A 21,494-nucleotide genomic window follows, 5' to 3' on the forward strand; every position below is an offset into this window, starting at 1 on the left:
CAACATCACGACACCTTCGATTCGGTTTAACCCGAAAGAGCCCGCAATGCGCATACCGCAATATTATATCTATCCACGAGAATAAGCGCGGTGCGTTTTTGAGTCAGTCTCGGTGACCAAAGACTTTACACAGAGGAAATTACATTGAGCGGTAAGAAAGTAGCCCTCATTACGGGCGTCACCGGGCAGGATGGCTCCTATCTGGCTGAGCTCCTGCTTGAAAAGGGCTATGAGGTTCACGGCATAAAGCGCCGAGCCTCGCTGTTCAACACGCAGCGCATTGATCATATCTACCAGGATCCACACGCGCCCCAGCCTAACCTGAAGCTGCACTACGGTGATCTTTCGGACACGTCGAACCTCACGCGCATCCTGAGCGAGGTGCAGCCTGACGAAGTCTACAATCTCGGTGCACAGAGCCATGTTGCGGTCAGCTTCGAAGCACCCGAATATACCGCAGACGTCGATGGACTTGGCACGCTACGCCTGCTTGAAGCGATCCGTTTCCTGGGTCTGGAAAAGAAGACGCGCTTCTATCAGGCATCGACCTCGGAACTCTACGGCCTCGTTCAGGAAACTCCTCAGAAGGAGACGACGCCTTTCTATCCGCGCTCGCCCTATGCAGTGGCTAAACTCTATGCGTACTGGATCACCGTCAACTACCGCGAGGCATACGGCATATATGCCTGCAACGGAATACTGTTTAACCACGAAAGCCCACGCCGCGGCGAGACGTTCGTGACCCGCAAGATCACCCGTGGTCTTGCCAACATTGCACAGGGCCTGGAAACTGGCCTGTTCATGGGCAATATCGACTCCCTGCGCGATTGGGGTCATGCCAAGGACTATGTCCGCATGCAATGGATGATGCTGCAGCAGGAGCAGGCGGAAGATTTCGTCATCGCTACTGGCGTGCAATATTCGGTGCGCGAATTCATCACCTGGTCGGCTGCGCACCTTGGCATAACGCTGCGGTTCGAGGGTGAAGGCATTGACGAGATTGGTATTGTCGACAAGGTCGAGGGCGACGATGCCCCGGCGGTCAAAGCCGGCGACGTCATCGTTCGTATAGACCCGCGCTATTTCCGTCCGGCCGAAGTTGAAACGCTGCTCGGCGATCCAACCCGGGCCAAGGACAGGCTCGGCTGGATCCCTGAGATCACCGCGCAGGAAATGTGCCGGGAAATGGTCGCAGCAGACCTCCACACCGCCAAGCGGCATGCTCTTCTTAAGACCCATGGCTACGATCTTCCCGTTTCGGTCGAAGGCTGATGGAGCAACTTCCGATGCGCATCTACGTGGCGGGCCATCGCGGCATGGTCGGCGGAGCGATCTCACGTAAGCTGCGCGAGCGCGGCGCCGAAGTCATCACGCGCACTCACGCCGAACTCGACCTGACCGACCAGGCGGCGGTGCGCGCTTTCTTTGCAAGCGAAAAGCCTGACGGCGTGGTGCTGGCAGCCGCTAAAGTAGGCGGCATTCACGCCAACAACACATACCCGGCCGACTTCATCTACGAAAATCTTATGATCGAAGCCAACGTCATCCATCAGGCCTATGCACAAGGCGTGCAGCGTCTGCTGTTCCTAGGTTCCTCGTGCATCTACCCGCGGGCCGTCGAACAGCCAATGCGTGAGGACGCGCTTCTGACAGGCGTTCTCGAGCCGACCAACGAGCCATATGCGGTCGCCAAAATTGCCGGCATCAAGTTGTGCGAAAGCTATAACCGCCAATACGGTACCGACTATCGCAGCGTCATGCCGACCAACCTCTATGGTCCAGGCGACAATTTTCATCCTGAAAACAGCCATGTAATGCCGGCCCTGATCCGCCGCTTTCACGAAGCGGCGGTCAGCGGCGCCAAAGAGGTCGTGATCTGGGGCACGGGGAAGCCTTGGCGCGAATTCCTTCACGTCGACGATATGGCTGAGGCCTCGCTGTTCGTGTTCGATCTCGACAAGGAAACGTACGAGGCGAACACTCAGCCGATGCTGAGCCACATCAACGTGGGCTACGGCGAGGATGTCACGATCAGCGAACTTGCACAGCTAGTGGCTGCCGTAACCGGCTTTACCGGGCGGATCGCCTTTGACGCATCGAAGCCGGACGGCACGATGCGCAAATTGATGGACTCGGGAAGACTGACGGCAATGGGATGGAAACCCTCCGTCGCGCTCAGCGAAGGCGTCAAGGAAACCTACGCATGGTTTCTTGCGAACGTGGCAGCTTCCCAACCGCCTGCATAACGAGAGGGGGCAGTGCCCCCTCCTCACCTCCACCCCGTCGGCAGCTGGACGCATGCAGAAGGCGCTGCCCTCGGGCGGCAAAGTGTCGCCGCTGTACGATGATCAGCATGCGCGCCCGTTTTTACGCCAGCCATGCGGAGGGTGAGAATAACGCGTCCGCCGCGCCGGAAACACTCTCAATAGGTTCGTCGCTGTTCGAAATTCGCGACGACTGCCGCGCCCTATAGAGGGGCCGGACTGGGCGATTCACAAACACGAAGATCTTTGATGATCACCATTAACCCTCCCAGGATATCGTGGTCGCCTGTGACGCCGATAACTGTGCCCCACGTGCAACGCGAAGATCTGAACTGACGATTGCGAGGCATTTGAAGGTTTTGAGCATTTTCGGCACAGTTTACCCCATGGACACGGGTGAGCGGCGAAGATAGCGTTCGCCAACAGGATACGGGGGAATGCATGAAGGTCGGGGAAATGACGTCGCGGAAGCGGCGTGTGCGCATGTGCGCGTTGCAGACGAGTGCAATCGTGGCGACGTTTTTCGTAGCGGGCCCGGCATTTGCGCAATGCGCGCCGGATCCCACGGTCAACAATGGCACAACGACCTGCACAGGTACTGATGCCGATGGGCTCTCGATTGCAACCGACAATAGTCGCATCGTCATTGCAAGCGGAGCGACCGTGCGCCCCGGCAGCGGTTCTGCTGCGATCATCAGTCGGGCTAACAATGCGTCTTTCCAGGTCAATGGTCTGGTCGACGGCGGGGCGGGCACAGCCGGTCTGTTCGTAATCACCGGCACGCCGTTCACGACAATATGTACGGATCCCTATGCGGGCGCTTCGGTCAATTACTGCGTCATCGGTTCCACCCAGACCAGCTATCCGTCGGCCAGCGCGACGGTGACGGTCGCGGCGGGCGGTACGATGACGGGCGCGCAAGGGATCCTGATGCGGCGCGATGCCAGCAACACCAATGGCTATATCTCCGCTTCGATCGACAATGCCGGCACGATCACCGGCACCGCAGGCCCCGCGGTGGTTGCGGACCAGACGGGCTTTGGCTCGATCTCGGTCACCAACCGCGCGACCGGGACGATCGGCGGTATCGCCGGCACGATCTCCTACGTCACCAACGCCGGGACGATCAACGGAGGCGGCAATGCCGCGCTTGCCTCGACGCTGTCCGGGATGAACGTCGTCAACACGGGCCGGATCGTGTCGAGCGGCTCGGCCGCGACGCTGAGCGGTACCGGCAGCTATCTCTATGTCAGCAACGCGACAGACGCGGTTATCGGGAGCAGCACGACCGCGATCCGCACCAGCGGTGCGCTGTCGCTGACCAATGCAGGCACGATCAACGGGTCGGTCGTCTCGACCGCCGGGTCGGGACTGAGCAGCACGATCGACACGCGCGGGGGCGTGATCAATGGCGATCTGGTGCTGGGCGCGGGCAACGACACGGTCCGCGCGCGCTATGACGTCGCGACGGGCCGGATCGCCTCGATCACCGGAACGATCGACGGTGGAGCGGGGAGCGATACGCTGGCGATCGGCGTCGATGCCAATGCGGTATTCACCCGCGCGGTGCTGCCGACCAATTTCGAGCTGCTCGGCTTCGACCTGAGCAACAATGCGGTGGCGACGCTGGCCGCAGGCTTTACGTCCGGCACCGGCGTATCGGTCAGCGGCACGGGCGCGCTCGTCAACCAGGCCGCGCTCGTGACCAACGGACAGGCCGTCGTCGCTGCATTCTCGTCCTACGGTCTCGACTTCACCAACCAGGGGTCGATCACCGCATCGCTCGGCAGCACCGGCCTGTTTGCCGTGGGCACGCCAGCGACGGTGACCAACTCGGGCACGATCACCGCCAATGGCGGCTCGGGCGTGCAGGCCTATACGATGCTGACCAACAGCGGCACGATCACCGCGACGGGGACCGGAGCTGCGGTCGTCTATGGCACGCTGGCCAATAGCGGGACGATCCGCTCGACCGGGGGTACCGGCGCGACGATTTCCGGCGGGGGTTTCAGCGGATCGACCAACGACGGAACGATCATCGGCGCGACCACGGGGCTCTCACAGTCGAGCGGGCGACTGGTCAACACGGGCACCATAACGGGCGGCACCACGGGCGTTTCGCTTGGCTACGGCAGCACGCTGATCAACGCCGCATCGGGCACGATCACGGGCGGTACTGCGGCAGTCAGCGGCACCGGATCGTCGGTTGCGATCGTCAACGCCGGGCAGATCGCCGGTACCGTGAACCTGGTTTCGCCCTTCAGCTTCGATTCCAGCAACGATGTGTTCGTCGATGCGGGCGGCACGGTGAGCGGCGCAATCCGGCTGGGTGGCGGTGACGATATGCTCGTCGTCGACCTGGCAAGCACGGGCACGCGACCGCTGGCAGGGGCGATCGGCGGGGTCGATGCGGGCGCCGGCTATGATACGCTGCGCTACCGGGTCAATGCCGATGCCAGCGCGGTGCTGGCGCTGACCAACGGATTCGAGGGTCTCGCCTATGAACTCACGAACAACGCGGCGCTGACGCTGACCGCCGCGACGCCGTTTGCCACCACGATCGGGCTGACCGGCAACGGGTCGGTGACGCTGAACGGGACGATCTCGGCGACCGATCGCACGCTGATCGATACCGGGATCCGGACGGTCGACCAGCTGACCATGGGCACCGCGGGGCCGGCACAGGCGCTGACGATCACCAACGCCGGCACGCTGGCGCTGACCACGACCACGCAGAACAATTTCTATTCGACGCTGGCGGCGATCGCCGCAGGGACCGCCGACGTCACCAATAGCGGCACGATCACCGTCGCCAATGCGGCCGGCCTCTATTATCCGGCAGTCGCGATCAGCGGCGGTAAAACGGTCACCAACAGCGGCACGATCACTCTGACCGGGGGCGGCACGGCGATCAGCGGTGCGCGCGACATCGTCAATTCGGGCACGATCACGGATGTTTCCGGCACCGGTGCCGACGCAATCGGGGTGGCGGGCTTCACCACGCTGGCCAACAGCGGCACGATCCGGGTCGATGGTACCGCCGTGCAGGGCAGCTATTATTATTATAACCCCCTGCAGATCACCAACAGCGGCACGATCGAGAGCCGCAGGGCGACCGCCGTCACGCTGGGCTATGGTAGTGCACTGACCAACGAAACGACCGGGACGATCAGCGGGCTGACCGCGATCGACCTCTCGAACGGCGGGACGATCGTCAACCGCGGCTCGATCATCGGCGATGTCGCGGCGACGTCGCCCTATTCCTATGGGAGCGCCGTCTACGTCGCGGATGGCGGCACGGTCGCCGGGAACGTGACCTTCGGGTCGAGCACCGACATGTTCCTCCAGACCGGCACGACGACGGGGGTGAGCGGGATTATCGATGGCGGCGAGGGCTCCGACATCTTCGGCTGGTCGCGCAAAACCAGCGACAGCATCGCGCTCGACCAGCGGACGGCGATCAATTTCGAAGCCGATTACGTCCAGGCGCTCGGTACCGATACTCTCGTAACGTTGACCGCGACGAACCGTGTTGCAGGCGACCTGTACCTTCGGGGCGACGGCACGATCGTCAACGAGGCGACCATCGATGGTGCCGCACAGACCTATCTTCCGTTCTTCAACACGGCCGGATTGGCCCAGACCAACGGGCTGGCCGCGTTCGTCAACCGGGGGACGATCTCGGGCGGCGTGAACGGCACGATCTACGCCTTCACCAACAGTGGTACGATCGGCGCGGAATCGCTTCTGTCGAACGCCGTGTACCAAGGCGTTTCGTCGGGGACGCTGTCCTTCGACAACAGCGGGACAATTGCCTCGTCCAGCGACTATTTCGCCGCAAGCCTCGATGGCTATGGTATCGACGCTCTCACCGCCAGCAACAGCGGGACGATCACCGGCGGACTTGCGATATCGGCCACCACGCGTCTCGACCAGACGGCCCCGGCCGCAATCGCGGTCGCCAATAGCGGTAGGATCACGTCCACCACTGGCACCGCGCTAGTGATTTCGACCGGCAGCGATTACTATTCGAGCGGCGGCCCGAGCGCGGTCACACTGACCAATGACGGTACCGTCACCGCCAGCGGAGAGGGCGGCGTTGCCGCGGAGCTGTACATCCAGGACCGGTTCGGCGCGACTGTCAGCTCGACCTACGCGATCGCCAATAGCGGGACGATCGAGGCGACCGGCAACGGCCTGACGCAGACCTATCAGGATTGGGACGGCACGACCTACACCTACACCAGTCCGGCGGTCGGACTGCTGGTCAATACCGGGACCAATGTAACCGGGACGATCGCCAACAGCGGGACGATCCAGGCGACCGGCACGTCCGCGGTCGCGCTGCTGACATCGGGCACCGCGCTCGACCTGACCAACAGCGGCACGATCCGGGGCGGCACCGGCAGCGTGCTGGCGAACGGCAACCCGCTTGCCGGCACCAGCCTGGCGGGTGCGATCCAGAGCTCGGGCCGCGCCGACGACCGGATCGTCAATACCGGCGCGATCTTCGGGTCGGTCGATCTCGGCGACGGCAACGACAGCATCGAGAACCGCGGCCGGATCGAGGGCAATATCCTGCTCGGCGCGGGCGACGACAGCTTCCTCCAGCGCGCGGATGCGGTGCTGGCCGGCACCGTCGACGCCGGCGAGGGCAATGATGGCCTGATCGTCGATGCGACCGTGGGTGGCGCGGTCAATGGCGACCAGTTCGTCAATTTCGAGCGCTTCACGCAGGTCGGCAGCGGCAATGTCGCCTATTCGGGGACTTTCCGCTTCGACACGATCGGCGTGGCGGGCGGTGATGTGACGGTCGCGACCGGTCAGATCCTCGCCAGCACTGGCGCAGTGACGATCACCGGCGGGGCGGGTAACGAAACCGTGACCAATGCGGGTACGATCGCCGGCAGCGTCGACCTGGCCGCTGGCGACGACCGCGTCGTCAACACCGGCACGATCCAGGGCGCCGTGTTGCTGGGGGCCGGCAACGACCGCTTCGTTGAGGGCGCTGGGAGCAGTGTGGCTGGCGATGTCGATGGCGGCGTCGGCGACGATCTGTACACCGTCATGCTCGCCGGCAACCGCAGCGGCATCGGCCAGCGCAGCAACTTCGAGCGTCTGAGCGTCGAGGGCAGCGGCACGCTGGGCCTGACGCTCGACCAGAATTTCCAGTCGATCGCGCTTGTGGGCACCGGCCTCAACTTTGCGCTGGGTAACTTCGTCGTCGGCACCGTGACGGGCTCGGACGCGGCCGAAATGCTGTCGGCGGACGGCGATCTCGCGATGGTCTCGCTCGGCGCCGGCAACGATGAACTGGCGCTCGGCACGACGCGTGCGACCGGCCTCTATATGGGCGGCGCGGGCTCCGACCTGTTGCGCTTCACCGCAAACGCACCGGTCACGCTGGCCGGCACGGCAACAGGCTTCGAGCGCATCGCGCTTGCAGGCGGCGCGCTGACCGTGACGGGAACGCTCGGCACCGCCGGCACCGCGCTGACCTTCGGCGACGATGCGCAGAGCGTCACGGTCGCGGCGGGCGGCACGCTCGCCGGAACGATCGATCTCGGTGCGGGCAATGACGGCTTCCGCCTGACGGCAGGCGGTACGTTGCTTGGTACCGTCTCGGGTGGAGCCGGGACCGACACCGCGACGCTCGAGCTGGCGGGCGACCGCACGCTCGGCGCGGACATGCTGCGCGACTTCGAGATCCTGAACGGCGAAGGTAGTGGCACGCTGACGCTGACGGGCGCTCAGACCTATGAACGCGTCAATGCTGCCACCAACCTGACGATTGGCGCGGGGGCGTCGCTCACGGCTCCTGTCGTGTTCGGGGCAGCCGATAACCGCTTCACGATCGCAGGCAGGTTTGCAGGGTCCGTCGATGGCGGGGCTGGCAGCGACACCATCATGGTATCGGGCGGCAGCGCCGCGGCACCGGTCGCATTCGGGTCGATCGCGAATGTCGAGACGTTCGGCATGACCGCAGGCTATGCGACGATCGCCGGCAGCGCATCGCTGAATAATGTCGACATGTCGGGTGGTCGACTTGTCGGCCTGGCGGGATCGACGATCCGTGCGGCGCAGATCGCGGTACGCTCGGGCGCGACCTTCGGGTCGGCCGGGTCGGTGATCGGCAACATCGCAGTCGCCGGCACGCTCAGCCCCGGGGCTTCGCCGGGCACGATGAGCGTGACGGGCAACGTCTCGCTTGCGAGCGGATCGGTGTCGCTGTTCGAGATCACGCCGACCGTCGCCGACAAGCTCGTGATCAACGGTGGGCTTTCGATCGCGTCGGGGTCGACACTCCGCATCGTCGCGGACGGTGCGGTACGGCCGGGCACGTCCTACGACCTGATCGTCGCAAGCGGCGGGATCAACGGCAGCTATACGACGATCGACAAGTCGGCGTCGCTGTTCGGCTTCGTCGTGCAGCGTGCCGACCGGATCCAGCTGCTCGGCCAGTTCTTCGGCGATCCCGCGTTCAACCCACAGGTCACGCGCAGCATCGACTATGCCAATGCCGCGATCCAGGTGCAGCCGGCGACCAGTACGCTGTTCGCCGCCCTGCCCGCGCTGCTGACCGCGAGCGGCACGTCGAACAGCCAGGCGTTCGCGCAATTGACGCCCGAAGCCTATGCATCGGCGACGCAGATGGGCGTCGACCAGACGCTGAGCCTGACCGACGTCGCACGCGGACCGGGCTTTGCGACCACCGACCGCGAGGATGTCGGCCTCTTCACCTTCGCGCAAGGGATCGCGCAGTGGCACACGCTCGGTGCCGATCGCGACGCGGGCACCGCCAAGGCCCGCAGCAGCGGCTATGGCTTCCTCGGCGGGATCGGCATCGGCAACCGTGACTGGTCGGTCGGCGCGTTTGCAGGCTATCTCGACAGCCGCCAGCGGATCAGTGCGCTTGGCGCTGCGACCAGCACCGATGGTGTCGTCGTAGGCGTTCACGGCCGCTATGCGGCAGGTAATATCCGGATCGGCGCGTCGATCCTGTATGATGGCGGCGATGCGCGCACCACGCGCGCGCTGCCGGGGGCGAGCAGCGCAACCGGGCGCTACGGCCTGCACAGCTGGGCGAGCGACGTGTCGGTCGGCTATGCGCTGGCCATGGCGGACGACTGGACGCTGACGCCCAAGGTCGGCGTGACCTATCTACGCACCACCCGAGACCGGGTGGGCGAGGCCGGCGGACCGTTCGCACTGACCGTGGCGCGCGATCGCCATGTCACCGGCTTTGCCGATGCCGGCGTGACGTTCGCGCGCAGCGAGGCGTCAGACGCCGCGTTCCGTCCCTATGTCGGGTTCGGAGCCCGCACCCGGATCGAAGGCAAGCGCGCCGACGCGGTCGCTGGCTATGCCGGTGCACCGCTGACGCTGACCGCGCTGGGCGCACCGCGCGCGAAGGTGACCGGCACCGCATCGGCTGGCGTTGCATACCGCCTGCCTAGCGGTGTCGAGCTGTTCTCGACGGTCGAAGCGCAGACCGGCCAGGACGACCACCGTGAGAGCGTCGCTACGGGCGTACGGCTGCGGTTCTGAAACAGAGGATGGCCACATGTCGACGTGTCGACATGTGGCCATTTATAACGGCTTTTGGAGAGCTAGGGTCACGACTCATTGATCAGAGCCAGAAGATGACGGTGGCGGCGAGCGGGATAGCGGAAAAGAAGACGGTCGGGCATCGATCGTAGCGGGTAGCGACGCGGCGCCAGTCCTTCAGACGACCGAACATAATCTCGATACGGCTCCGGCTTCGGTAGCGGCGCTTGTCATATTTGACGGGAATGATCCGGGATTTTCGCCGCGGAATGCAAGGCGTTATGCCCTTTGCCAGAAGGGCGTCCCTATACCAGTCTGCGTCATAGCCGCGGTCGCCCAGCATCCACTGCGCCCTGGGTAGATCATCAAGCAGCGCGGCAGCGCCGGTGTAGTCGCTGACCTGGCCCGCGGTCATGAAGAAGCTGAGTGGTCTGCCTTCTGCATCGGTGACGGCGTGCAGCTTCGTATTCATACCGCCTTTGGTGCGACCGATGAGGCGCCCAAGGCCCCCTTTTTAACCCGCAGGCTGGACGCCGTGCGGTGCGCCTTCAGATAGGTCGCGTCGATCATGATCGTCTTCGGCGTGGCGCCCGCGGCCGCCAGTCCTTCCATTATGCGGAGGAAGACACCCCTTTCGCCCCATCGCTTCCACCGGTTGTAGAGCGTCTTGTGTGGGCCATACTCCCGAGGGGCATCGCACCATCGTAGCCCGTTGCGGTTGACGAAAACGATGCCGCTCAACACTCGCCGGTCATCAACCCGTGGCTTGCCGTGGCTCTTGGGAAAATACGGTTCGAGCCGCGCCATCTGCTCGTCGGTCAGCCAGTACAGGTCGCTCATCCTCGGTCTCCTCACGGAGCCTGAACCAGATCGAGCCGCTCAGATCAATGGGTCCTGACCCTAGCATTACAGTTGCATTCTTGATTTGAGATGTGCGTGGCGGGCGGCCGCTTGGTGCGCTCGTCGCCATAACGACCATGCGATGATGTGGGCGGGGGCGATACGGCGCTGGGCAAGCCGAACGGCAATGCGTCGAACCTCTTGTATGGACCAACGGATCAGCGCGGGGGTGTCGTGCGCATTCTTTTTGGGGGCGTCACCTCGTTTGCGTGGTGGCGGATCACTGCCATCATGGCGAACGCGAGCATGACCAGCGATACGTGGCGATGCCATCCATGCCAGGACCGGGTTTCGTTATGGTCGAGGCCGAGTTCGTTCTTGGTCGTCTCGAAGCTGTCCTCGATCGCCCAGCGGTGGCCTTCGACGTTCACGAGCGCATCGATCCCGGTCCCGGTCGGGCACCAGGTCGTGAAGAACGCCAGTTCGCCGTCCGAGATATGTCGTCGGATCAGCAAGCCACGGGTCCACACCGCTGGGCGTCCTTCACCGTAATCGGTAGCCTCGATGTCCGCGAGTTCGAGATAGGCCCAGTCGTGCAGTCTTGCCCCCTTCGTGCCCTCACCTGCCGACAGGCGATGCCAGGCGACGGGATCGAGATCCTGTGCGATCTCGCCTGCGGTGCCGAAAACGGCGGGCTTCCCCACCCAGGAGCCAAAGTGATGGTTGGAGCCAACGCCGAGGACATAGCCTTTCCCGGCTCTGCGTAGCGCCTGCTCGACGTCGCCGACGCCGTACACGCTATCAGCGGCGACCCAGGCGAACGGGACGTCGGCTGCAATCGTACGTGCGATCATCTGCACCGCCAAGGCGGGCTTGGTCGCGAACCGCGTCTCCATTGGAACATGGGCCGCATCCATACGCTCGCTGTCGCTCGTCCAAACCTTCGGCAGGTATAGCGCCCGGTCGATAAAGGCGTGACCGTGGTGCGAGACATAGGCGGCAAAGACGCCGATCTGGCAACTGGTGATCTTGCCCGCAGACCCGGTGTATTGGCGCGAGACACCACACGACGCCTTGCCCTGCTTGAGGAAGCCCGTCTCGTCGATCACGAGCACCGCATCCTCGGCAGCCAGCATCTCGACGACATAGTCGCGTACGATATCACGCAGCGCGTCAGCGTCCCACCGACCGCGGCCGAGGATCGCCTGCTGCCGCCACGGTCCCGGATCGCCTGCCGCTTCCGCGCGCATCCAGCCGGTCTTGCGCCGCTCGTCGCCCAGCAGCCCGTCCAGGAACAACCCCGCGGATGCCGCGACACGTTCCTGCGTGAACAAACCCCGCATCCGCACCTTCACATCACGCAGCGATGTCGCCCAAAGCTCCAGCGTCGTCTCAATCGATACACCCGTCATCCACGGTCTCCTGCCATGGAGACCCATTGATTCAGACTTCAATCAAATGCGCAACTGTAATGCTAGGGTGTTTGATCCCACGGTTTGATGGTGCGATCCTTTCGTTTGAATGAAAGCCATATGGGACAGATACGTCAAAGCGGCGCTGCTGAAGAGACTGACCGACTGGCGGATGGCGCAGGTGACCGCCATGCCGGTCAGGCAGGCCGTCCCGGCGGCAGCATGTCCTTTAACGGCAAACCAGTGTCGGCCAGCACGGCTGCGGCGAGTGGTGCCGCCGCCTCGACCAGCTTGCGCCCCTGGACATAATCCTTGGCAGCATTGACGCAGTCGAGCGCGATGACCCGGCCATCCTTAAGGTAGACGATTGAGAAGGACCGCCCGACGATATCGCCGCGCACCACGGTTTGGTCATACCCTGTCGACAGACCGACCGTTTGCAGCCGCAGGTCATATTGATTCGACCAGAACCAGGGCACCGCATGATAGGCGGTTGGGTTTCCGACGATCGTCCTGGCGGCAACATTCGCCTGATCATTGGCATTCTGCACCGATTCCACTCGTATGCGCGCGCCATCGGCAAAATGGTTCTCGTGCGCGGCGCAATCGCCGATCGCAAGGATGTCGGACAGCGTGGTCCGGCAATGCGCATCCACGTCCACGCCATTGCCACCCGCCGCGCCCGCCGCCAGCAGCGGCTCGACCGCGGGGATGATGCCAATGCCGACTATGACCATCTGCGCCGGTAGAATTTCGCCGCCGGCCAGCCGGACACCCGTCACATGGTCACCGGCTTCCTCAATACATTCGACCGTCACGCCCAACCGCACGTCAACGCCATGGGCCCGGTGCTCCGCTTCGTAGAAGCGCGACAACGGCTCGCCGGCGACGCGAGCCAGGACGCGCGGCAGCGCTTCCAACACAGTCACGCGCTTGCCGAGCTTGGTCAGGACGGCAGCCGCCTCCAGGCCGATATAGCCGCCGCCGACGACGACGACCGTCGTCACGCCGTCGAGTTCCCCGATCATCCGATCGACATCGGTCCGCGTGCGTACGCCATGCACGCCAATCAGATTATGGCCCGGACAGGTCAGCCCGCGCGGCGCGCCGCCCGCCGCCCAAATCAGCGAACCATAGCCGATCAGCGTCCCGTCCACGCATGTCACGCTATGCCCGGCCGGATCGACAGTGGCGACGCGACGGCCGAGCAGCATGTCGATTTTTCGATCAACCCAGAAGGCGCGCGGCCGGATCAGTATCCGTTCGAACGGCTTGTTACCCGACAGATAGTCCTTCGATAGCGGGGGCCGCTCGTAAGGCAGTTCGGTTTCGTCGCCGAGCAGGCCGATGGTGCCATTGAAACCCAGCTGGCGCAGCGCGATAGCCGCCTGCGCGCCGGCATGGCCAGCGCCGACGATCAGGATGTCGGATCTGGTCATGCTGTCACGATCGCTTCGACAGGGGCAGACAGGCAGCGTCGGCGACGGCAGGCGCCGCCTTGCCGGTGGATGATCACGCCCGCGTCGCCACGACGCCATGCGGATCGAGAATGAATTTCTGTGCCGCACCCTTGTCAAACACATCGTAACCGGCTGGTGCTTCCTCCAATGGTATGACCTTGGCGTTCACGATATCCGCGATGGGCAGGCGGCCATACAGGATCGCCATCATCAGTTGCCGGTTGTATTTGACCACCGGTGTCTGGCCCGTGTGGAAGGACTGGGCCTTCGCCCAGCCCAGACCGAACCGCAACGCCAGGCTCCCCTGCTTTGCCGCGCTATCGACCGCGCCCGGATCCTCGGTAACATAGAGGCCAGGGATGCCGATCGAACCCGCGGCGCGGGTGATCTCCATCATCTGGTTGAGCACCACCGCTGGCTGCTCTGCGCCGGTATGGCCCCGCGCTTCGAACCCGACGGCATCGATCGCGGCGTCCACCTCGTTGCTGCCAGTGATCTCGGCGATGATATCGCCCAGGCGATCGCTTTTCGACAGGTCGACTGGCTCGAAGCCGACCTTTCGGGCATGTTCAAGCCGTTCCTTATTGAAGTCGCCGATCATGACGACGGCCGCACCCAGTATCTGCGCCGACGCCGCGGCAGCAAGGCCCACCGGCCCGGCGCCGGCGACATAGACGACCGAACCCACTCCGACGCCCGCCTTTAACGCACCGTGGAAGCCGGTCGGCAGGATATCCGACAGCATCGTGAGGTCGCGGATCCGCTCCATCGCCCGATCCCGGTCTGGAAACCTGAGCAGATTGAAGTCGGCATAGGGCACCATGACATAGCGGGCCTGGCCGCCGATCCATCCGCCCATGTCGACATAGCCGTAAGCACCGCCCGCACGTGCCGGGTTCACCGTCAGACACACGCCCGTGTCCTGCGTTTTGCACGTTCGGCAGCGTCCGCATGCCACGTTGAACGGTACCGACACGATGTCGCCGATGTCCAGCATCTCGACGTCGGCGCCCTTTTCGATCACCTCGCCAGTGATCTCGTGACCCAACACCAGCCCGGACGGGGCTGTCGTTCGACCGCGCACCATGTGCTGATCCGATCCGCAGATGTTCGTCGTCAGAACCTTCAGAATCACGCCATGCTCGATCCGGCGCCCATCGGGTGCCTGGAACTTCGGATCGTCGATCGTCTGCACCTCGACCTGGTTCGGGCCAAGATACACGACACCCTTGTTGCTATCGCTCATAGTCCATCCTCTCGTTCGTCGGTGGCCAAGTGGTTAGGCGACCGCCTGCGCGTTGTCGGACGCCAATGCGCCGGCCGTTTCCTGGGCGATCACCCGGTTGATCATCAGCCGCGACCGGGCGCCGCCCGCGTCGATGTTCAGCTTCATCAGGCGGCGCTCGGGGTAGCGCTGGATATTGCGCTGCTGCATCTCCAGCATATCGAGGTCCTCGCTGAAGATCTTGCCTTGGCCTTCGCGGATAGAGTCGGTCAGCGCCTCGTCCGTGACGGCGAACTGGCGCGCCATGCCCCAGAAATACCAGTGCGAGGTCTCGGTTTCGGGCGTGATGAAATCGACCACGATGCTCGACGCCTTGTCGGCATTGTCGGCATCATACCCGCCCCGCCCTTCGAGCGCGACGCCCACCTCGATCATGACATGGCTGGGAAGATTGAACCGGCAGACCTGCCAGCGGTCGACGATCGCGTCCTCGGGCAACCCCGCCCCACGCAAGGCCATACGCCAGAATGGTGGCGCGCCGACACGGTCCATGATCCGGCTCGTGATGACCTCCTGATCCTCAACCCGGGTTTTTACCGATGCCTCGTCGATCTCCTTCTGGCCGATGCTGCTGGCGTGGACATAGGTCTCGTGGGTTAGGTCCATCAGATTGTCGATCATCAAGCGATAATCGCATGCGATGTTGAACAGGCCACCGCCATATGCCCAGTGGGGACTTTCCGCCCAGGCCAGGTGAGGCATCTTTGTCAGATCCGCCTGCGCCGGATCACCGGGCCACACCCAGATGAATCCGTAGCGTTCGATCACCGGAAAAGCGCGGATGGCCGGGAAGTTCTTGACGCGCTGGCCCGGCATGTTGTCGGCACGTCCGTCGCAGTTGAGCGCCAGGCCGTGATAACCGCACACCAGCGTTTCGTCGCGGACGAAACCCAGTGACAGGGGTGCGCCACGATGCGGACAGAAATCCTCCAGCGCCTTCGCCGTGCCGGCAGCGGTCCGAAAGAACACCATCCGCTCGCCGCAAATCTGTCGGCCGAGCGGCTTTTCGGTGATCTCCTCGGGCGTGGCGGCGACATACCAAGCGTTGACCGGCCAGGTCGCTGCGGCTTTCGTCGGACCGGGGGACACAGCTGGCTCCGCGACTGATGAAACGGGGTTCATGCGTTGATCCTTTCATCGTGCGATGGCGCGATGCAGGCGGGTTCGCGCTCGGCGCGCATTAGGCGGCGCAGCACCTGTCGAGCCTGGCGGGAACCGACATCGCTGGCGATGTCGACTAGCGGGCGATCAGGATCGGCGTTGAGGCGCAGTTGCTGTAACTCGAGCACCTCCTGATCCTCGCGAAAGGTGTCGGCCGTCTGCTGGAAGACCAGGTCCGATACGCCTTCATCGATCGCGTTCGTCGCGATCGACCAAATATAATGGGTTGTGCGCTCAGTCTCCGGGGTGATGCCGTGGAAGCCGATCATCGAAAAGCCGTGGTCGCGCTGGCCATCATAAGCGCCCGTGCCGGCATCACAGGCCCCGGTATGGATCAGGATGCGACCCGGACGGAATTCGACTTCCTGCCAGCGGTCGATCTTACCCGGAAACGTCATCGCTGCCTGGTACGTCGCCGGCGGTTCGGATTCGGGCATGTGGCGGACCACCCGCACGGTGTCGCCGTCGCGCGAGGCATGCGTCTTGGTGCCGAAATGAAGCGCCGGATTGCCGCCGATCGTGCGGGCATGGATGTAGGGAAGATGCGATAGATCCATCAGGTTCTCGATCAACAACTCCCAATTGCCGTTCACCGCATAATGATGAGGACGCCAGCGAAACTGCGGGTCTGCGTGCCAGCCGTGCCGCGGGATATCCGACGGGTAAGCCAGCGCGGGGTCCCCCATCCATATCCACAGCAGCGCGTCCTGCTCGACCAGCGGATAGCGTCGCACGCGGGCGGTCGACGGGATCTTGTCCTGGGCCGGAATATGTTCGCAGATCCCCTGGGTGTTGAACTCGAGTCCATGATAGCTGCACCGGATCCGCTCCCCGGCCACCATCCCGAAGCTGAGCGGCAGCGCCCGGTGACAGCAACGATCCTCCAGCGCGCACGCCTCGCCTGAGTTGGTGCGGAACAGAACGATCGCCTGGTTGAGGAAGGTCCGCGCAAGTCGGTCGCCTGGAGCAAGCTCTGACGGCCAGCCCGCGACATACCATGAATCGTAGAGGAAGCCGTCCTGTTTGCTGGCAGTCACGTTCGGCATTTCTCTCTCCCGTCTCGCGGTGCCGTTTGCCGGCTAATATTTGGAGATTAGCAGCGATCGTCGCCATAAGCATGACGCGCCAGGTCAATAGTAAGTATAAGCAGACGATATGATGAACCTCGACCTTAACCTGCTTCGCGTAATAGATGCGATGTTCAAGGAGAATACGGTTTCCGGCGCGGCGGCGACTCTGGGCATGTCTCAGCCAGGCGTCAGCCTAGCGCTGCGGCGGCTGCGAATTTATTTCGGCGACGAGCTTTTCATCCGCCAGGCCGGCGTCATGGTCCCGACCGCAGTGGCCGAGCAGCTGCGCGATCCCATCGGCCGCGCCATGGTGACAATCCGCACGGAAGTGATACCCGCGACCCCGTTTGTCGCATCATCGTCGGATCGCTGCTTCGTCCTGAGCCTGTCGGACCTTGGCGACCTGTCGTTCCTGCCCGACCTAGTCGATCGCTTCCGCCAGATCGCACCCGGTACGTCAGTCCGCTCGGTCGCGGTCGACCTGCCCGAGCTGGTCAAGGGCCTCGCGGACGGGACGATCGATCTTGCCCTCGGCCACCTTATCGGTTTCGACAGCCGCAACTACTTCGAGCAGACCTTATTCGAACAGCCGTTCGTCTGCCTCGTGCGTACCACCCATCCCCGGATCCGCGACACCCTTTCGCTCGACCAGTATTTACGGGAAGAACATGCAGTGGTCGCCCAGGACGGGCGCAGCCAAGACGTTTTCGAACGGCGGATCGGTGAATTGGGGCACCATCGGCGCATCGTGTTGCATTCGCCCCATTTCATGAGCGTTCCGTTCCTGGTCGCGCAGTCCGACATGATAACCGTCGTGCCATTGGCCGTGGCGCGTATCTATGCGCGATTGCTGCAGCTCAAAGCCTTGCCGCTCCCGTTCGACGTTCCCGCTGTGGAACTGAAGCAATTCTGGCACAGCCGCGCGCACACCAATCCTGCAAGCGCGTGGTTGCGCCGGCAGGTCGCGAACCTGTTCGTCGGGCGTGATCCGACGCGCAATCCCAACTCGCGGTTCTGGTCGAACTTTCTCCCTAGGGAATAGCCGCTAAGTAAGTACCCGATCGCCGTCACCTCATCTTCGTAAGGGCACCCTCCGATTCAACTCATTGCCCGAGGTGATCCGGCGCGTCGTGACGATGTACGTGCGCTTTCCGCTGTCAGTGCGCGACGTCGAGGACCTGCTGTTCGGGCGCAGCATCGACATCCGCCACGAGACGGTGCGCTTCGGGTGGAACAGGTTCGGACCAATGTTCGTCCGCGACGTCCGCCGTCAGAGATTCAGTCGATGCGCGGCTTTCGCCACTGGCTCTGTTCCCTCGACGGGATGCATTTGAGGCGCAATCGCAAGATGCTCTACCATTGGCGAGCAGTGGATCGCCGGGATTAGTCCTCAAGTCCTTCGTCACCAAATAGCAGCGACACTCACGTGCCCGGGTTTAACCATGCAGATCCGCATGGGGGGTCATTTCCGCATCGCCTCGATCGCAGCTCGAGCGAGCCTCGACAGCGGAATGCCTGCAAGAGTCCGAACACCGATGGATCGGGTGATTGGCGCGTCGATAAGGCGGATCGCACGCAACACCCCGATTGAGATCTCCGCGCCAGCGACATCGTTAGGAAGAATAGTTACGTGGTCGCCGCCGCGCACGATGGCCTTGGTTGTGAGCAGTGAGTCACACCGGACGACTACGTTGGGAAGGGGCACGTTTGCAGCCATGAACAATGCGTTGAGCTGACGTCGGAAGGCCCCGGCCGCGTCGGGTAGAACCCAACGTAGATCGCGGGCTGCGTCTAGCAACATTGCGTCTGGCAATTCATGGTTCGCTGGTCCTACGATCAGGGAAAACGGATCGCTCGCGATCTTGGTTTCTTGGATATCGTCCGGCGGCGCCTCGATCCCGACGGTCACCACAGCGATCTCGATCTCGCCCCGGCGCAGCAGTTCCTGGCATTCGGAATCGGAGCGTTCGAGCACGTGGACGCCGAACGTTCGCCCGGCCCGCGTCAGCCGATTGATCGCGTCTGGAACCAGACTGACCAGAGCGCCCGGTGTTCCCCCCACGCGCAACGGTCCCTCGACGTGATCGCGAGCCAGCGTAACGTCTTCGGCGGCGTTGCGCAGCAATACTTCCAACGCCTCGGCACGATGCAACAGGGCGATACCCGCCGCCGTCAGCATAATCCCCGACCGGCTTCGCTCAAACAAAATGCCGCCGGAAGCGCGTTCGAGTTGGGCGATCGTCACAGACACCGCCGGCTGCGAGATGTTCAGTTGCCGGGCTGCGGCACTGATTGACCCTTCACGACAGACGGCGAGGTAGGTTCGAAGGCCGCGCGGGTCTATCGCCAAGACAAATCATCCATACCGAATAATTGTGGATGTAGAAAGAAACACTATTTTACGTTTTTGATCAAGAGGCCCATTCCCATGTCAAGCTGGCTAACCGGCGTGGAGGGATGGCTTGACCGAGGCAATGGATAAAGACGTAGATTTTGACGTTGCCGTCGTCGGCTGCGGCCCAGTCGGCGCTTTGGCGGCGAACCTGCTTGGACGCTTTGGCCTGAAAACGGTCGCGATCGAGCGAGCGGCCGAGCCCTTCCCCTTGCCGCGTGCCGTTCATCTGGATCATGAGATGATGCGGCTGTTCCAAGCCGCTGGCGTCGCCGAACGCGTGTCCCCGGACGTGCGCGATACCGACGGGCACCTCCATATCGGTGCCGACAACGGCGTCATCCGATACATGGGCACGGTCGGACGGCCCCGCCCGTTCGGCTGGTCCAACGACTATTTCTTCTATCAGCCCGAACTGGAAAACCACCTGCGCGGTGCCCTGGCCGAACTCCCCACGGTATCGCTGCGTCTGGGGACTGAGGTCGTCGGCCTGTCGCAGGACGACGACGGCGTCACGTTGCAGATACGCGATGCGGCCGGCGATGCGGTAGCGCGCGCGCGATGGGTCATCGGTTGCGACGGCGCGCGCAGTACGGTGCGAAAGTTGCTGAACGTCGCGCTCGAGGACCTGGATTTCGAGGAGCCGTGGCTGGTGGTCGATGCAGAGGTCGACGGCGCGGTACGCTTTCCGCCGCTGACCGGCGTTCCCGACGACGCCAATCTTCAAAAGCTGTCGGTCATGATGTGCGATCCGGTTCGCCCGTGCACGGTCGTACCGGGTCGGGGCAATCACCGTCGCTGGGAATTTATGCTGCTGCCGGGAGAAGACGATGCGACGATGATGCAACCGGAATCGGTGTCCCGACTGATCGATCCGTGGCTTTCGGGCGTACCGCACCGGATCGTCCGGGCGACGACGTACCGGTTCCATGGCCTCGTCGCGAAGGCCTGGCACGTCGGCGGCGTATTTCTGGCCGGAGATGCCGCGCACCAGACCCCGCCGTTCTTCGGACAGGGCATGTGTCACGGAATGCGCGACGTCGCCAACCTGGCCTGGAAAATTGATCATGTCGCGCGCGGCGCGGCCCCTCTGGCGTTACTCGACACCTATCAGCAGGAGCGCGATCCGCATGTCCGCGCCGTAATTACCGCTGCGGTCGATGCCGGTCGGTACATCTGCATGCTCGACGCCGCCGCCGCGGCGGATCGCGATGCCGCCATGCGAAAGCGCGAAGCGAATGGGGCAGCGACGTCCACCGCCGCCGACCTGATCCCGCCGATCCGCGACGGCGTGGTCGCCGGACCGTCGGTCGGGGAGCGATTCATTCAGCCGCGGATGGGCGACGGCCGGCTGCTGGACACTGTGACCGGCGGCGGCTGGCGGCTGTTCACGACCGGCTCGCCCGCTGGTGCCGGATTGCCGGATGCTATCCACGCATTCGACGTCACCGCCCTTGATGACGGCGGCGCGGTTCAGGCCTGGCTCTCAGCGCGCAATGCTACCGCCGTGCTGGTGCGGCCCGACTTCTACGTGTTCGGCCTTGCCGCCGGTGACCTTACGGCGTTGATTGGCGAATGGTCCCATCGCGTGATCGGCAGCGTTCCGATCGGGGTCGCGGCATGACCCTTGTGTTATCCCTCGCCGATGCGATCGTGCGCGGCGCGCTGGCGGAGGCGGTGCGGCGCGGGGCACGCCCTATTGCGGTCGTCGTGGTCGATGGCGGCGGGCATATCGTCGCGGCTGCGCGACAGGACGGCGCAAGCTTCCTGCGGATCGATATTGCCTGCGGCAAGGCGCAGGGCGCGATCGGCATGGGCAACGATACCCGCGTGCTCGCCGAGCGCGCCGCGGCCAACCCCGTATTCTTTAACAGCCTGTCAGCGGCGACCGGCGGACGCATCGTTCTCTCGGCGGGCGGGGTGCTGGTGCCCGACGACCGGCCAGACGCTGCGCCAATCGGCGCGATCGGCATCAGCGGCGACACGTCGGACGTCGACGAGGCCTGCGCCTTTGCCGGACTCGACGCGGCGTCGAATATCTTGAGGACTCCAGCATGAGAAC

General features: G+C 63.7%; 15 protein-coding genes. 7 read left to right on the forward strand and 8 right to left on the reverse strand.

Going from position 1 to position 21,494, the window contains the following annotated elements:
* The first annotated feature begins 144 nt into the window (after nucleotides 1-144).
* The 3 genes from gmd to U1737_RS07010 all read left to right on the forward strand — a co-directional run bounded on the left by gmd (nucleotide 145) and on the right by U1737_RS07010 (nucleotide 9,812).
* Nucleotides 145-1,272: a GDP-mannose 4,6-dehydratase gene (gmd, locus tag U1737_RS07000; RefSeq protein ID WP_056025517.1), complete on the forward strand. Its 1,128-nt coding sequence runs from the start codon at nucleotides 145-147 to the stop codon at nucleotides 1,270-1,272.
* 14 nt (nucleotides 1,273-1,286) lie between these two features.
* On the forward strand, nucleotides 1,287-2,246 hold the full coding sequence (gene fcl, locus U1737_RS07005; protein ID WP_332796142.1) for a GDP-L-fucose synthase: 960 nt from the start codon (nucleotides 1,287-1,289) through the stop codon (nucleotides 2,244-2,246).
* A gap of 528 nt (nucleotides 2,247-2,774) precedes the next feature.
* Nucleotides 2,775-9,812, forward strand: coding sequence for an autotransporter outer membrane beta-barrel domain-containing protein (locus U1737_RS07010; protein ID WP_332796143.1), 7,038 nt, complete (start codon nucleotides 2,775-2,777; stop codon nucleotides 9,810-9,812).
* Nucleotides 9,813-9,894: 82 nt separating this feature from the next.
* Here the strand turns inward: U1737_RS07010 and U1737_RS07015 are convergent.
* The 6 genes from U1737_RS07015 to U1737_RS07040 all read right to left on the reverse strand — a co-directional run bounded on the left by U1737_RS07015 (nucleotide 9,895) and on the right by U1737_RS07040 (nucleotide 17,016).
* Nucleotides 9,895-10,652 (reverse strand): IS5 family transposase gene (locus tag U1737_RS07015; RefSeq protein WP_332796144.1). Its coding sequence is split into 2 segments (ribosomal slippage): nucleotides 9,895-10,328 and nucleotides 10,328-10,652, totalling 759 coding nucleotides; the frame shifts between segments, so codons are not numbered across the junction.
* 218 nt (nucleotides 10,653-10,870) lie between these two features.
* On the reverse strand, nucleotides 10,871-12,064 hold the full coding sequence (locus U1737_RS07020) for an IS701 family transposase (RefSeq protein ID WP_332796145.1): 1,194 nt from the start codon (nucleotides 12,062-12,064) through the stop codon (nucleotides 10,871-10,873).
* Between the two features lie 197 nt (nucleotides 12,065-12,261).
* A complete protein-coding gene (locus U1737_RS07025; RefSeq protein WP_332796146.1) occupies nucleotides 12,262-13,503 on the reverse strand; it encodes an NAD(P)/FAD-dependent oxidoreductase in 1,242 nt (413 codons plus the stop codon).
* Nucleotides 13,504-13,576: 73 nt separating this feature from the next.
* Entirely contained in the window at nucleotides 13,577-14,770 is a 1,194-nt protein-coding gene (gene fdhA / locus U1737_RS07030; RefSeq protein WP_332796147.1) for a formaldehyde dehydrogenase, glutathione-independent, read from the reverse strand.
* A gap of 33 nt (nucleotides 14,771-14,803) precedes the next feature.
* Nucleotides 14,804-15,931: a Rieske 2Fe-2S domain-containing protein gene (locus U1737_RS07035; RefSeq protein ID WP_332796148.1), complete on the reverse strand. Its 1,128-nt coding sequence runs from the start codon at nucleotides 15,929-15,931 to the stop codon at nucleotides 14,804-14,806.
* The gene (locus tag U1737_RS07040) at nucleotides 15,928-17,016 is read right to left on the reverse strand and encodes a Rieske 2Fe-2S domain-containing protein (RefSeq protein WP_332796149.1); all 1,089 of its coding nucleotides are present in this window, start codon (nucleotides 17,014-17,016) and stop codon (nucleotides 15,928-15,930) included. Before U1737_RS07040 ends, U1737_RS07035 begins: the two co-directional genes overlap by 4 nt.
* 109 nt (nucleotides 17,017-17,125) lie before the next feature.
* Between U1737_RS07040 and U1737_RS07045 the strand changes: the two genes are divergently transcribed.
* Together U1737_RS07045 and U1737_RS07050 are read left to right on the forward strand one after the other, a co-directional pair.
* Complete coding sequence (locus U1737_RS07045; protein WP_332796150.1) at nucleotides 17,126-18,082, forward strand: LysR family transcriptional regulator; 957 nt, start codon at nucleotides 17,126-17,128, stop codon at nucleotides 18,080-18,082.
* Between the two features lie 64 nt (nucleotides 18,083-18,146).
* Nucleotides 18,147-18,374 (forward strand): hypothetical protein, encoded by a 228-nt coding sequence (locus U1737_RS07050; protein WP_332796151.1) that lies wholly within the window; start codon nucleotides 18,147-18,149, stop codon nucleotides 18,372-18,374.
* 128 nt (nucleotides 18,375-18,502) lie between these two features.
* Here U1737_RS07050 and U1737_RS07055 read toward each other — a convergent pair whose 3' ends face one another.
* On the reverse strand, nucleotides 18,503-19,390 hold the full coding sequence (locus U1737_RS07055; protein WP_332796152.1) for a LysR family transcriptional regulator: 888 nt from the start codon (nucleotides 19,388-19,390) through the stop codon (nucleotides 18,503-18,505).
* A 61-nt stretch (nucleotides 19,391-19,451) separates the two neighbouring features.
* On the reverse strand, nucleotides 19,452-19,670 hold the full coding sequence (locus U1737_RS07060; protein ID WP_332796408.1) for a hypothetical protein: 219 nt from the start codon (nucleotides 19,668-19,670) through the stop codon (nucleotides 19,452-19,454).
* On the opposite strand from U1737_RS07060, the gene U1737_RS07065 reads away from it, so the two are divergent.
* Nucleotides 19,572-21,056 carry a bifunctional 3-(3-hydroxy-phenyl)propionate/3-hydroxycinnamic acid hydroxylase gene (locus U1737_RS07065; protein WP_332796396.1) on the forward strand — a complete coding sequence of 495 codons (1,485 nt, stop codon included), beginning with the start codon at nucleotides 19,572-19,574 and terminating at the stop codon, nucleotides 21,054-21,056. The genes U1737_RS07060 and U1737_RS07065 overlap by 99 nt on opposite strands.
* On the forward strand, nucleotides 21,053-21,490 hold the full coding sequence (locus U1737_RS07070) for a GlcG/HbpS family heme-binding protein (RefSeq protein WP_332796153.1): 438 nt from the start codon (nucleotides 21,053-21,055) through the stop codon (nucleotides 21,488-21,490). Before U1737_RS07065 ends, U1737_RS07070 begins: the two co-directional genes overlap by 4 nt.
* The last annotated feature ends 4 nt before the right edge of the window (nucleotides 21,491-21,494 follow it).

Origin of the sequence: Sphingomonas fucosidasi, assembly GCF_036663855.1 — a bacterium.
GTDB lineage: Bacteria > Pseudomonadota > Alphaproteobacteria > Sphingomonadales > Sphingomonadaceae > Sphingomonas > Sphingomonas faeni_B.